This window comes from Paraburkholderia ribeironis, assembly GCF_900019265.1.
GTDB classification, from domain to species: Bacteria; Pseudomonadota; Gammaproteobacteria; order Burkholderiales; family Burkholderiaceae; genus Paraburkholderia; species Paraburkholderia ribeironis.
In genome coordinates, this window is the sequence record NZ_CYGX02000013.1 from 30,324 (window position 1) to 42,627 (window position 12,304).

The 12,304-nt window shown below is 64.5% G+C and carries 17 protein-coding genes; 5 read left to right on the top strand and 12 right to left on the bottom strand.

Annotation, left to right across the window (positions count from 1 at the left end; genetic code table 11):
• Positions 1 to 133 precede the first annotated feature (133 nt).
• Together BN2475_RS07140 and BN2475_RS07145 are read right to left on the bottom strand one after the other, a co-directional pair.
• Entirely contained in the window at positions 134 to 379 is a 246-nt protein-coding gene (locus BN2475_RS07140) for a DUF6566 family protein (RefSeq protein ID WP_094778858.1), read from the bottom strand.
• Between the two features lie 255 nt (positions 380 to 634).
• Positions 635 to 832 carry a hypothetical protein gene (locus BN2475_RS07145; RefSeq protein ID WP_094778897.1) on the bottom strand — a complete coding sequence of 66 codons (198 nt, stop codon included), beginning with the start codon at positions 830 to 832 and terminating at the stop codon, positions 635 to 637.
• A gap of 392 nt (positions 833 to 1,224) precedes the next feature.
• On the opposite strand from BN2475_RS07145, the gene BN2475_RS07150 reads away from it, so the two are divergent.
• Positions 1,225 to 1,500, top strand: coding sequence for a hypothetical protein (locus BN2475_RS07150; RefSeq protein WP_094778859.1), 276 nt, complete (start codon positions 1,225 to 1,227; stop codon positions 1,498 to 1,500).
• A gap of 8 nt (positions 1,501 to 1,508) precedes the next feature.
• On the opposite strand, the gene BN2475_RS07155 is transcribed toward BN2475_RS07150, so the two are convergent.
• From BN2475_RS07155 to ssuD, 4 genes are read right to left on the bottom strand one after another with little or no spacing between them, the layout of a single operon-like run.
• The gene (locus tag BN2475_RS07155) at positions 1,509 to 1,724 is read right to left on the bottom strand and encodes a TOBE domain-containing protein (protein WP_094778860.1); all 216 of its coding nucleotides are present in this window, start codon (positions 1,722 to 1,724) and stop codon (positions 1,509 to 1,511) included.
• Between the two features lie 48 nt (positions 1,725 to 1,772).
• Entirely contained in the window at positions 1,773 to 2,813 is a 1,041-nt protein-coding gene (locus BN2475_RS07160) for an ATP-binding cassette domain-containing protein (protein WP_094778861.1), read from the bottom strand.
• Positions 2,810 to 3,664 carry an aliphatic sulfonate ABC transporter permease SsuC gene (gene ssuC, locus BN2475_RS07165; protein ID WP_094778862.1) on the bottom strand — a complete coding sequence of 285 codons (855 nt, stop codon included), beginning with the start codon at positions 3,662 to 3,664 and terminating at the stop codon, positions 2,810 to 2,812. The genes BN2475_RS07160 and ssuC overlap by 4 nt, the downstream gene beginning before the upstream one ends.
• A gap of 44 nt (positions 3,665 to 3,708) precedes the next feature.
• On the bottom strand, positions 3,709 to 4,869 hold the full coding sequence (ssuD, locus tag BN2475_RS07170; protein WP_094778863.1) for an FMNH2-dependent alkanesulfonate monooxygenase: 1,161 nt from the start codon (positions 4,867 to 4,869) through the stop codon (positions 3,709 to 3,711).
• Positions 4,870 to 5,495: 626 nt separating this feature from the next.
• Between ssuD and BN2475_RS07175 the strand changes: the two genes are divergently transcribed.
• Positions 5,496 to 5,921 (top strand): hypothetical protein, encoded by a 426-nt coding sequence (locus tag BN2475_RS07175; protein WP_094778864.1) that lies wholly within the window; start codon positions 5,496 to 5,498, stop codon positions 5,919 to 5,921.
• A 201-nt stretch (positions 5,922 to 6,122) separates the two neighbouring features.
• On the opposite strand, the gene BN2475_RS07180 is transcribed toward BN2475_RS07175, so the two are convergent.
• The gene (locus BN2475_RS07180; protein ID WP_094778865.1) at positions 6,123 to 7,259 is read right to left on the bottom strand and encodes an enoyl-CoA hydratase/isomerase family protein; all 1,137 of its coding nucleotides are present in this window, start codon (positions 7,257 to 7,259) and stop codon (positions 6,123 to 6,125) included.
• 45 nt (positions 7,260 to 7,304) lie between these two features.
• Entirely contained in the window at positions 7,305 to 8,267 is a 963-nt protein-coding gene (locus BN2475_RS07185) for a TetR/AcrR family transcriptional regulator (protein ID WP_245841169.1), read from the bottom strand.
• A gap of 133 nt (positions 8,268 to 8,400) precedes the next feature.
• Between BN2475_RS07185 and BN2475_RS07190 the strand changes: the two genes are divergently transcribed.
• Positions 8,401 to 9,399, top strand: a complete 999-nt coding sequence (locus BN2475_RS07190; RefSeq protein WP_094778866.1) for an NAD-dependent epimerase/dehydratase family protein — start codon at positions 8,401 to 8,403, stop codon at positions 9,397 to 9,399.
• Positions 9,400 to 9,525: 126 nt separating this feature from the next.
• Here the strand turns inward: BN2475_RS07190 and BN2475_RS07195 are convergent, their stop codons facing one another.
• Complete coding sequence (locus tag BN2475_RS07195) at positions 9,526 to 9,810, bottom strand: DUF1488 family protein (RefSeq protein WP_094778898.1); 285 nt, start codon at positions 9,808 to 9,810, stop codon at positions 9,526 to 9,528.
• 237 nt (positions 9,811 to 10,047) lie between these two features.
• A complete protein-coding gene (locus BN2475_RS07200) occupies positions 10,048 to 10,311 on the bottom strand; it encodes a hypothetical protein (protein ID WP_094778867.1) in 264 nt (87 codons plus the stop codon).
• Between the two features lie 289 nt (positions 10,312 to 10,600).
• Here BN2475_RS07200 and BN2475_RS07205 point away from each other — a divergent pair, with 289 nt between their 5' ends.
• Both BN2475_RS07205 and BN2475_RS07210 read left to right on the top strand, forming a co-directional pair.
• On the top strand, positions 10,601 to 10,792 hold the full coding sequence (locus BN2475_RS07205) for a hypothetical protein (RefSeq protein ID WP_094778868.1): 192 nt from the start codon (positions 10,601 to 10,603) through the stop codon (positions 10,790 to 10,792).
• Positions 10,793 to 10,859: 67 nt separating this feature from the next.
• A complete protein-coding gene (locus BN2475_RS07210; RefSeq protein WP_094778899.1) occupies positions 10,860 to 11,249 on the top strand; it encodes a hypothetical protein in 390 nt (129 codons plus the stop codon).
• Between the two features lie 63 nt (positions 11,250 to 11,312).
• On the opposite strand, the gene BN2475_RS07215 is transcribed toward BN2475_RS07210, so the two are convergent.
• A complete protein-coding gene (locus BN2475_RS07215; RefSeq protein ID WP_425435480.1) occupies positions 11,313 to 11,645 on the bottom strand; it encodes a DMT family transporter in 333 nt (110 codons plus the stop codon).
• Between the two features lie 10 nt (positions 11,646 to 11,655).
• A complete protein-coding gene (locus BN2475_RS07220) occupies positions 11,656 to 12,153 on the bottom strand; it encodes a heme-degrading domain-containing protein (RefSeq protein ID WP_094778900.1) in 498 nt (165 codons plus the stop codon).
• Positions 12,154 to 12,304 lie beyond the last annotated feature (151 nt).

A 12,304-nucleotide genomic window follows, 5' to 3' on the forward strand; every position in this document is an offset into this window, starting at 1 on the left:
GCCGTTAGTGCGGCCTTGAATGGCCTTGAGCGTCCTTCAGCGCTCCGCACCTGGGCCCGGCACGCGGCTTCAGCCAAGCTGCTCAATCAGATCGACCACGCGCCTCGCACCATCCCGCGTCCGCGGCTCGTCCTCACGCCTGCACCGACCCCGCATCGATCCATTCGCGCGCCGCGCGGAAGCCCGCCTCGGCCGCGGCATGTTCGGTGGACCACAAGCTGTCGATATGCACGAGCCGCCAGTCGGTCACCACCGCATCGCCGCGCAACACCCGAAAATGTGCTTTGACGCCGGTCAGCACCTGCTCGACGGCGACCTCGATGTCATAGTCGCGATAGCGCTCCTGGTAATCCCCCATGTCGAGGCCCTTTGGCTCCATGTGCGCCTCCGTGGTATCGATGCTGAAAAGACGACGGCCAGACCTGGCCAGCGAGCGCTGCTACCGGCTCGCGGCATCGTGCGGCGCCGGCCCGGCCCGCCGTGGCCGACGCTCGGGTGTGACGCTCAGGCGGCACTCAGGCGGCACTCAGGCGACACTTAGGCGACACTTAGGCGACGCTCAAGTGACACTCAGGCGACGCTCAAATGACGCTCAGGCGACGCCTGGCGACGCTCAAGTGGCACTCGGGCGACACTAATCGCAATCGCCGGACAGGTACTGTCGGCCGCTGCAGGTTATCTCGACCTCGCCGCGACCCGCCTCGGCAGCCAGGCCACATGCCAGCAATTCCGCCGTGACGGATTGCGCCAATTGCGGCGCCGGTTGTCCGACACCGACGTCGTTCAGACGCCGTAATGCTTCGACTGCTTCGGGACTCAATGACTTCGACATGGCCGTCTCCGTCGGGATGTTGAATTCATCGTAGCAAGTTTCAGGGGCGTATGCAGCCGCGCGCCAGGGCACAGGCATTGCGTGAGCATGGCGTGATGAGAGTGGCACATTGCGCGCGGTGCCTGCTCGGCCGATGCGCAGCTTAAAGAACAGACGTGCATCGTCGTAATCCGGCACGGCGCGCCGAAGGCGGCGCGGCAGACGTTTCTGCCCCATGCCGCGCGCCGTCGCGAAACGTGGCGGTCAGCGCGTCACGGCCGTTCGTCGCGACGGTCCGAACCCGGCATGACGCGTGCGAATTTTGCCCGGGGCTGTGGGTCTATCACGATAGGCGTGACAGCGTAGGCGCGACAGCGGCGAAACCGGCAGGAGGCATCGCAAAGGAGGACGACATGAAGCGAAGCAGATGGTCAAAGCTAATGGGAGGCATCGCGTTCGCGGTAGTGAGCGCGAGTGGCGTGGTGGCCTTCGCGCAAGCAGCACAAGCAGCACAAGCGGCACAACCCGCGCCACAAGACAGCAACGCCTCGATGATCAAACCACCCGAAGCGGCGTCCGGCTCAGGCGGCTCGAGCAACCCGGACAATATGCCGATCAAACGTCCGCGCAAGCCGACCAACGACAAGATGATGCACGAGCCGCCGGCCAGCGCCGCGAACGCCAAATAGCGCGCGCGTCAAAGGCGCGCGATCGACACCTCCGTCGACTTCACCAGCGCGACGACTTCCGAGCCGACCTTCAATTCGAGTTCGTCGACCGAGCGCGTGGTGATCACCGAGGTGACGATGCCGAACGGCGTCTGCACGTCGACTTCGGACACCACCGAGCCGCGGATGATTTCCTTGACCTTGCCTTTGAACTGGTTGCGTACGTTGATTGCGGAAATGCTCATATCGTGTGACTCCGTGGAAGCGTTTTAAAAACAATCGGTCAACCAGACTCAGACGGCCCAACGGACGTCTGTCGGCCGCGTGAGACGGCCTTCGTCGCGTATGCCGTACGCGCGCTGCGACAGCGCATCGTCGTTCGGCGCGGCCTTCAGCACGCGTTGCAATACGTGTTCTTCCAGTGCCGCAAAACCCGCCGAACCGCGCGCCCGCGGCCGCGCGAGCGCCACTGGCTGATCGAGCGCAACGCGCCCTGCCTCGATCAGCAGGATGCGGTCGCCGAGCGCCACCGCTTCATGCACGTCATGCGTGACGAGCAGCGCGGTGAATCGATGCGCGCGCCACAACCGTTCGATCAGCGTGTGCATTTCGATGCGCGTCAACGCGTCGAGCGCGCCAAGCGGTTCGTCGAGCAGCAGCAATTGCGGACGATGCACGAGCGCCCGCGCCAATGCCACGCGCTGCCGCTGGCCGCCCGAGAGTTGCGCGGGCCAGTCGTTGGCGCGCTCGAGCAAGCCGACTTCGGCGAGCAGGGCGCGCGCATCTTCGCGCGCGCTGCGGCCGAGGCCGAGCATCACGTTTTCGAGCACGCTCTTCCACGGCAGCAGCCGCGCGTCCTGAAACATGATGCGGGTGTCGAGCGGGCCGCCGTCTTCGGCGCGTTTTTCGAGCACGCCTGAGCTGGCCTTTTCCAGTCCGGCGACGAGCCGCAACAACGTCGATTTCCCGCAGCCGCTGCGCCCGACGATGGCGACGAAGCTGCCGCGCTCGATCGACAGATCGAAATCGGACAACACCTTGCGTTCGCCATACCGCTTGCCGATGCCGCGCAGTTGCACCGAATGATTGGACGCATGGCCGCACGCATCGCACGCACCGCACGCGCCGCGTGCATCGTTGCGCGCAAGCGCGTCGGCCGGGCGCGTCGCATCGAGCCGCGCCAGCGCACGTCGTTGAGCGTGCGCGGCATCGGCCGCCTCGAAGCTCACAGCTTCGCTCACGTCATGATCGACGATGCGGGGTTGCGCCAGTTCGGCTTCGAGATCGCTGCCCGCAATGCCGCCGAACGACGCCGACAATGTCGTTGCGTTCATGCTTTCGTTCCTCGTTGATAGGCCGGATGCCAGCGCAGCGAGACCCGCTCCAGGCTCTTCGCGAGCATGTCGGCGAGCTTGCCGAGCGCCGCGTACAGCAGGATGCCGACCACCACCACATCCGTTTGCAGAAATTCACGCGCGTTCATCGTCATGTAGCCAATGCCCGATTGTGCGGAAATGGTTTCGGCGACGATCAGTGTGACCCACATCAGCCCGAACGCGAAACGCACGCCGACGAGAATCGACGGCAACGCACCGGGCAGAATCACGTGTCGATAGAGTGCGAAACCCTTCATGCCGTAACTGCGCGCCATTTCGATCAGGGTTGCGTCGACCGAACGGATGCCGTGGAACGTGTTCACGTAGATCGGGAAGAACACGCCCAACGCGACGAGAAATACCTTCGCCTGCTCCTCGATGCCGAACCACAGGATCACGAGCGGGATCATCGCCAGCGCAGGGATGTTACGGATCATCTGTACGGTCGAATCGAGCGCGATTTCGGCGGGCTTGAAGAGGCCCGTCGCCAGCCCGAGAACGAGACCGATGCCGCCGCCGAATGCAAACCCCGACACCGCGCGCCACGTGCTGACCTTCACGTCCGCCCACATTTCGCCGGACTGGGTCAGCGACCACGCGGCCTTCACGACCGCGAGCGGTTCGGGCAGCACGCGCGTCGACAGTGCGCCGCTGCGCGCGGCGAATTCCCACGCCAGCAGAATCGCGAGCGGCACGAGCCAGGGCGCCAGATGCGCGCCGACGCGACGCAACACGCCGGTGCCCGGGTTCTCATCCGCGTCGGCATTCACGTCATCCTCGAGGCCTGCACTTACGGTGGCTTGAGTCATGATGACTTTCCTCATTGCCTGTCGATATACGTTGACGCGCACCCTCAGCTCGCGCTCGCGACCTTCGGCAGATAGTTATTGCCGACGATCTCGCCGAACGGCCCCGACAGCGGCCCATTCGAAACCTTGTTGCGCCGGCGATGCAGCAGCGGAAATACCAGCTCCGCGAAACGGTACGACTCTTCGAGATGCGGATAGCCGGACAGGATGAACGTGTCGATACCGAGCTCGGCGTACTCCTTCATGCGCGCGGCCACCTGCTCGGGATTGCCGACCAGCGCCGTGCCCGCGCCGCCTCGCACGAGTCCCACGCCCGCCCACAGATTCGGATAGACCTCGAGCTCGGCACGGCCGCCGCGCTTGCCGCCATGCAGCGCGGCCATGCGCCGTTGTCCTTCGGAGTCCATCTTCGAGAACGACGCCTGCGCTCGCGCGATGGTGTCGTCGCCGAGCTTGCTGATCAGTTTGTCGGCCGCGGCCCATGCCGCTTCCTCGGTCTCGCGCACGATCACGTGCAGACGAATCCCGAACCTGATGTGCCGGCCATGCGCGGCGGCGCGCGCACGAATGTCGGCGATCTTCTGCGCGACTGCCGCCAGCGGTTCGCCCCACGTCAGATAGGTGTCGATATGCTCGCCCGCGATGTCGTGCGCGGCCGGCGACGAACCACCGAACCACAGCGGCGGATGCGGGTGCTGCACCGGCGGATACAACGCCTTGCCGCCCTTCGACGTGAGATGCTTGCCGTTGAATTCGATTGCGTCGTTGGTGTGCGATGCGGTGAGCAGCTTGCGCCAGATGTGCAGGAACTCGTCGGTGATCTGATAGCGCGTGTCGTGATCGACGAACACACCATCGCCTTCCAGCTCGGCCGCATCGCCGCCCGTCACGACGTTGATGAGCAAACGCCCGTTCGACAGACGGTCGAAGGTCGCCGCCATCCGCGCGGCCAGACCCGGCGACGAAATGCCCGGACGGATCGCCACCAGAAACTTCAACCGCGTGGTCGCGGCGATCAGGCTCGACGCGACCACCCACGCGTCTTCGCACGAACGGCCCGTCGGCAGCAGCACGCCTTCATAGCCGAGCGTATCGGCGGCGACGGCGATTTGCCGGCAGTAGTCGTAGTCGGCGGCGCGTGCGCCTTGCGATGTACCGAGATAGCGGCTGTCGCCGTGAGTCGGAATGAACCAGAACACATTCATTGGCTGCTCCTGCCTGTTCGAAACGTGATTGATTGGTGATGGCGCTTCACGGGTCCGCGGCGGCCGCACACACGCCAGCCGCGCGCATCCAGCCGGCACACGGCCGGACGATGCAACGCAAAAGGGGCTGGGAAAATAAGCGCTGTCGGCGCGGGCTACAGCCGGCAACGAGGACGCCGGCGCGCGTGCGCCATGCGGCGGACAAACATCGGCATCAGGCAGGACATTGCGACGGCTTCCCTCGACCAAACGTGCGCATGACGCGCTCGATTAAACGGGCGACGGCGACTCGCGCCGTCTGTATGAAGAAAGAGTCTATGGATCGGGCCGTGGCTTTTGAACGATTTTTTTTAGCTTAGGTTTTCCACTTTCGTGATTAGCCCGACGTTAAAGCAAACGGGTGTTGCGCTGGTGTCGTGCTGGTGATGCGCTGGTGTCGCGCTGGTGTTGCACGGGTATTGCGCGGGTATTGCGCGGGTATTGCGCGGGTATTGCGCGGGTGATGCATGAGTGTTGCACATCAGGCACGCGGGAAACGGGGTGCCCCTAGATATAATGGCGCACGTTTCCAACAACCCGGTACAGGCTAAGCGAATCACGCCGCCTGTGCCCTGGCGGTGCAATGCATGCAAAAACTCATCCTGCCGTTCGTCGCCGGTTTTCTGGCATCGCTGTTCTTTCACGAGTCCACGCTGGCGCTGCTTCATGCAGCGGGCCTGATCGACCCAACTGGTTTTTCGACTGCGCCGTTTTTGCCGTTCGGGCTGCCTCAGTTCATCGCCAATGCGATCTGGAGCGCGTTCTGGGCCGTACTGATGGCGTGGCTGCTGCGCGTCGCGCCGCAGCGGCACGCGCCGTGGGTGCCGGCGTTCGTGTTCGGCGGCATCGTGTTGACGGCGGCGAGCGTGTTCGTGGTCGATCCGCTGCGCGGCATCTGGCCGAGTGGCAACATGCTGCCGCGCCTCGCGGTGGGTTTCGCGGCGAACGCGATGTGGGGCTGGGGCGCGCTGGTGTTCATGCGCGCGTTCATGGCCAGCGAAGCCGAAGAATGAGCGAGCGGTTTTGAACTTTGAGGCTTTGAGGCTTTGAGGCTTTGAGGCTTTGAGGCTTTGAGGCTTTGAGGCTTTGAGGCTTTGAGGCTTTGGGGCTTTGAGCCCTTGATGCTTCGAGGCCTTGAGGCTTAGCCGCAGCGTAGCTGCAAGCCTGTGCCGGCATCACCGCCGGCATGTGCCCTATCATTTCATTCCGGCGGCCTACCCGCGCAGATCGCGCAACGGATGTTGGTCCGCCGGCCACGGGCTATCGAACATTTTCTCCACCTCGGCGGCGCTCACGTCTTCAATGCGCGCGAAGCGCCAGCGCGGCGCATTGTCCTTGTCGATGATGCGTGCGCGTATGCCTTCGAGCGTGTCGCCCGCGAGAAAGCTCGAGCGCGTCAGATCCAGGTCGACGCGCAACACGTCCGACATCGAACCCTCGGCACGCGTCACCACTTCCAGCGACACCGCCATCGATAACGGCGATCGCTCACGCAACACCGCGATCGTCTGTTCGGCCCACTCCGCCGCGTCGCCCGCGCGCTCGCGCTCCTGTTCGAGCGAAGCGAGAATCCGCGTGAGGTCCGACAACGCGAAATGCCGGTCGATCAACGCACGCGCGCTCGCGAGCGGCGAGGCCGCGGGCTGCGGCGCCACCTGATGCGCGAGCGCCTCGTGCTGGATGCACGCGACGACGTCCGTGCCCCGCTCGAACGGTTCGCCGCGCAACGCATCGACCAGCGCGGGCAATGCCGCGTCGTCGATGTACGCGTCGGCGAGACCCGCGTAGAGCGCATCGGCTGCACCGATCGTCTCACCCGTCACCGCCAGATAGCGGCCGATCGCACCCGGCGTGCGAGCCAGAAACCAGCTCGCGCCGACGTCGGGAAAAAAGCCAATGCGGGTTTCGGGCATCGCCATCTTCGTCGACTGGGTCACGACGCGCAGGCCGCCCGTGCGATGCGCGCCCTGCGAAATGCCCATGCCGCCGCCCATCACGATGCCGTTCATCAACGCGATGTACGGCTTCGGATAGGTGAAGATCGCGTGATTGAGGCGGTATTCCTCGGTGAAAAACACGTCGCGCGCATCATGCTCGCCGCGTTGCGCCGACTCGTACAGAAACCGGATATCGCCGCCCGCACAGAATGCGCGCGGATGCCGACTGCGCACGACGACGGCGAGCACGTCGGGATCGTCGCGCCATTGATCGAGCGCCGCGTGCGTCGCGCGAATCATGCCGGTGGACAGCGCGTTGAGCGCCTTCGGCCTTTCCAGTTCGATGAACCCGATACGGTTGGCTACGTAAGTCGCGACTTCGTCGCTGACGGCAAGCGGTGCGGACATGGACATGAGAACAAGGCGCGACGGCGTGAAGTGACGTGGAACTGAACGTTATCACGTGCTCACGGGTTTGCGCTTCGCAGCCGGACCGCTGGTCTTTTTCGTGGGCGCTTTGACCGACTTGCTGCGCGATGGCGAAGCCGGCGGTTCGCTGCCCTGTTCGCTGGCCGGTGCAATGGATGGCGCAGTGGATAGCGCAGGCCGTTCGTCAGCGGATCTACCGTGGCCAGCGCCGACCGTGCTCGCGGCGCCGCGTAGCTGCGCGGCACGCCGCGCGGCTTGTGGTGCGGCCTGCGACGCACCTAGCCAGGCGTCGAGCGCGAGAGACACCACCGTATCGAGCGGCGCGGTCGGAAACACAGGACACGTCAGCTTGAGCGCAACGATGCCGTGCATAGTCGCCCAGAACGCCTCGGCCCACACGGCCACGTCCATCGACGCTGATAGACGCCCCGTCGCTTTGAGCTCGTCGAGAGCGGTGATCATGATCTGCAGGGCGGCAGCGCCCGGGTCGTCTGCGGATGTGATTGCTGCGTTGCTTTCGGCGCTCTTTTCGGCGCTCTTTTCGGCGCTTTTTTCGGCGCTTTTTTCCGCGTCATCCGCTGCAGCGACCGCCGCGTTACCCGCCGCCAAAACGGCCGCCGCGCCGCCAAGCGCGGCGCCCGTGTAACTCGGGTCTTCCATGAAGATCAGCCGGTACGTTTCAGGATGCGCGACACCGAACGCCACATACGCACGCCCGATCGCCTTGAGCCGCTCGGCCGGATCGACGATCTCCGTGAGCGGCACAAACGTCTCCAGCAGTTGCGCGTAGCCCTCCGCGCACAACGCCTGTGCTATCTCGTCGCGGCTCGCAAAATGAAGGTACAGCGTGGCCGGTGAATATTCGATGGCGTCGGCGATCTTGCGCATGGACAGCGCGGCGAAGCCTTCACGCATCACGATGCTCCGCGCGGCATCGAGGATGCGTTCGCGCAGCGCCTGTTTCTGGCGGTTTTTTCGTTCGGCGATTCCCATGACGAACATTCTCGGCTTGACAAACTGAAAAGTCAAATTAAACTGAACACTGTTCACTGAACGGCGTTCATTAAATTTCTCAGTGTCATTCAGTTCATCCGGGCGCGATACGGCGCCACCTCGAGGAGTCGTCATGCAAGCGATAGGAAAAGTGGGCTTATTCGGCGCCGCGGGCGCGGCCGGTCAAAGTATCGCGGCAGCGCTGAGCGCGGCGGGCCGGGACTACCGGGTGGTCGGCCGCTCGCGCCAGCCGCTCGCGGCGGCTTTCGGCCACGATCCGCATGCGGAAATCGTCACGTGGAATCCCGACGATCCCGCTTCGATCCGCGCGGCGGCCGCCGGTCTGCAGACCGTGATCTATCTGGTTGGCGTGCCGTACGACCAGTTCGCCGCGCACCCGCCGCTGATGGAGAAAACGCTTGAAGGCGTCAAGGCGGCCGGCGTCGAACGACTGATCCTGATCGGCACGGTGTATCCCTATGGCCGCGCGCAAGGCAATCCGATCACCGAGGATCACCCGCGCGAGCCGCACACGTTCAAAGGCCGGATGCGGCTTGCGCAGGAGAATCTCGTGCTGGCGGCGCATGGCCACGATGGTCTGTCGACACTGGTGTTGCGTCTGCCCGACTTCTACGGTCCGGGCGTCGAACGCAGCCTGCTGCACGGCGTATTCGAGGGCGCCGCCAACGCGAAGCGCGCGCAGATGATCGGCCCTGTGGATGTGCCGCACGAATTCATCTATCTGCCGGATGTCGGCCCGGTCGTCGAGGCGCTCACGCGCACGCCCGCAGCCTATGGACGCTGGTGGCACCTCGCCGGTGCCGGCACGCTGACGCAGCGCGAAGTGGCGCGGCAGGCGTACGCACTCGCGGGCCGTGCGCCGAAGCTGATGGTGGCCGGCAAGACCATGCTGCGCGTGCTCGGCCTGTTCAGTCCGCTGATGCGCGAGCTGGTGGAGATGAACTATCTGATGACCGAGCCCGTGGTGCTCGACGACACCGCACTCACGAAGCTGCTCGGTCCGATCGCTAAAACGCCGTACGAGGAAGGGATCCGGCGGTGTTTCGAAGCAGCGCGCAACACGGCGTCGGCCAGTGGCACGACACGGCGAAGCGCTGCGGAAACGGTCTGAACGACGATGGCGGCGCGCGGACGATTCTCGCAAGCGATGCCCGCCAATCGCGGCTTGGCTTTCTTTATATCGGGCTTTATCGTTGGTGGGAACGTGTATGCGCAGGCACGTGTACGCGCCGCGCGCCTAGCACGCCAGCTTGCCGGGCGGAAAGTGCCCGCTCTTGAGCAGCACAGGCGTGCCGTTGCTGATCTGCAAATGCTCGCGCGCCACGGCCTCGATGTGGGACCGTCCGGCGTCGAAGGCGCGCAACCAGCCGTCGAGGTCTTCGGTATAGGCGCCAAAGTGATCTTCGAGCGCTTCGACCGAAATCGCGCACGGCACCGGCTCACCGTCCACCAGCGCGTGAAAGACAACGGTCAGATTCGAGTCGCGGTAAGCAGGCGCGTCGGCGGGAAACCGAATTTCCATGGTCGCCTCATCAAAAGGTTCCTGCATGGGAGCGGCGCTATCCGAAGCCGGCCGGCCGCTTTCAACCCCGCTATGGTACTCGCGCGGTCGGACCGCGGTCCAGCGTGCCGCCTGGCTGTTGCGGGCGGCGCCTTCAGCACGGCTGGCGAAGCGTTGGCCGGCATCGTTGGCCGGCATGCCCGAAGGCGTCTTCGAGCGCGCGTTGGGCGGGCGGTGAGTCAATCTCGCGTGCCGCCATCAATGCCCGCCCAGCAGACGATCGACATAATCGCGCGCAGCCCGTTCGACGAAGACCAGCGCCTCCTCTTCGCTGCTGAAGCGTTGCTCGCCGCCAAGGTCGAGCAGCGTTTCGATACGATGCGGATCGTCCGGGCCGAGTTCGGCCAGACTCACTGAACCGACGTAGATACCACCCGCGCCCGGTGCGTCGGGCGCGGGCACGAGGCGCGCGGCGGCGCTGATGTAGTAGCCGCGATAAGGGCCGCTGACCCGTTCAGTCATGGTCTTTCTCCTCGTTGCAATAAATCGACGAACCACGAACGAACGTTGCGCGAGACCGTGCCCCGGCTGCGTGCAGCCGCATGTCCACACGGATAGCGTCGCACGCCTGCGTTCATGGCAAACGACAAATCAGTAAGGCGCGTCGCGAGCCGATAAGTTCTGTCCGGCGCGCAACGACCTGCATCGGATCGCGCCTGGATCGCACTTGTTGCGCGTGTGCGGGTCGAACCGGATCACCGGCGCAATCCGTGCAGCCGCGACACGCCCTTTCAAGTCCAGCGAGCGCAATATGGGAAAATATTTTCTGCAGGCCCACGAACTGCCTGAACCAGAGGCCGCAAACGAATGGTTTGCGTACGCCGAAAGCCACGGCATCGACATCGCGAAAGCGATCAGCATCTGGGAAGACGCAGCCACCGAAGGCGGTATGGAAAGCCGTCGGCTGGTCAGCGCAGCAGGCATCACGATCGAAACCCGCTAGTCTTCGACGCCCGCCTCCCGTGTCGGCGGCAAGCTCACTCTTTATCTGAATGAAAGGAACCATCACGATGCATTTCATCACGCAAACGCGCCGCGCCGGCCGCTCCCACCGCTTCCGACCCGGCGTCGCGCTTGCGCTGCTTCGCGGCATCGCTCTATCGGCCGCGCTGCCCGTTGCCGCACTGCTAGGCGCGGGCCTTGCCGGTTGCGCATCGTCGAACACCACCTCGTTGATCAACCTGCCGAACGGCCAGACTGGCTTCGCGGTGAATTGCAGCGGCGCCGACGCCGCTTCCAGTTGGGCCTCCTGCTACGTGCAGGCCGGCAAAGCATGCGGCGCGACAGGCTACGATATCGTATCGAAGGACAACGACGAAGGCGGCACCGCGGGTGGCAGCGTCACGAACGTCGTATCGGCCAACGTGAAGAACCGCTCGATGATCGTGCGCTGCAAGTGAGCGTGCGGTGCAAATGAGCGCAGCGCCCGGCGCGCCAGCGCCAATGACAACGGCGACGACGATTCAATGCGCCTGCATCTTTGAAAACATGTTCAGCACGGTGACGCCGGCAATGATCAGCCCGAGCCCGATGATCGCCGGCACATCGGGTATCTGCCGATAAAGCACCACCGCGACCAGCGTGATCAGCACGATGCCCGCGCCCGACCACACCGCATAGACGATACCGACCGGAATGCTTTTGAGCGTCAGCGACAGGCAATAGAACGCTATGCCGTAGCCGAGCACCACGATCACCGAAGGCAGCAAGCGCGAAAAGCCCTCGGACGCGCGCATCGCGGACGTCGCGATCACTTCGGCGACGATGGCGATGCCAAGCAATGCAAAAGGCGGCACCCGCATCGCGTCAGGCCTTCGGAAGCGCGAGCTTGCTGTAGTCGTGGCCAAGATGCGCGCACAGCGCTTGCACCACCAGCTCATGATCGGCGCGCTGCGGCAGCCCCGACACCGTGATCGAACCGATGACACCGGCGCCCGCCACCGTCAACGGAAACGCGCCACCATGCGCTGCGTATTCGGTGGCCGGCAAGCCGTGCTTGTCGGCGAGCGTGCTGCCGGCCTGCTGCATCTTCAGACCGATCGCATACGAGCTGCGGCGGAAGTGCGCGACCGTGTTGCCCTTGCGGCGTGCCCAATCGACGTTGTCCGGCGTCGCGCCGTCGAGCAGACTGAAGAACAGCGGCTGGCCGAAGGTGCGCACGTCGATGGCGGCCGCGATGCCGCGCGCCTTCGCGACTTCGTGCAGATAGGCGCCGAGCTGCCATGCGCGGTCGGCATCGAAGCGGGGGAACACCAGCGCTTGTTCCTGAGCAGCAATCACCTGCAGATCGTGAGCGATATCCATGAGGTTCGGTGCGAGGTAAGAGGAGTTGAAGCGCTCGCCGCTGTGCATGCATGGCGAGCCGCAAAGAGAACGTGAATTCTAGCGCAGCGATTGATGAGAGACTTCCGGCATGCGACGTGGTCGATGCATGCGGCGACCTGAATCACGGTGA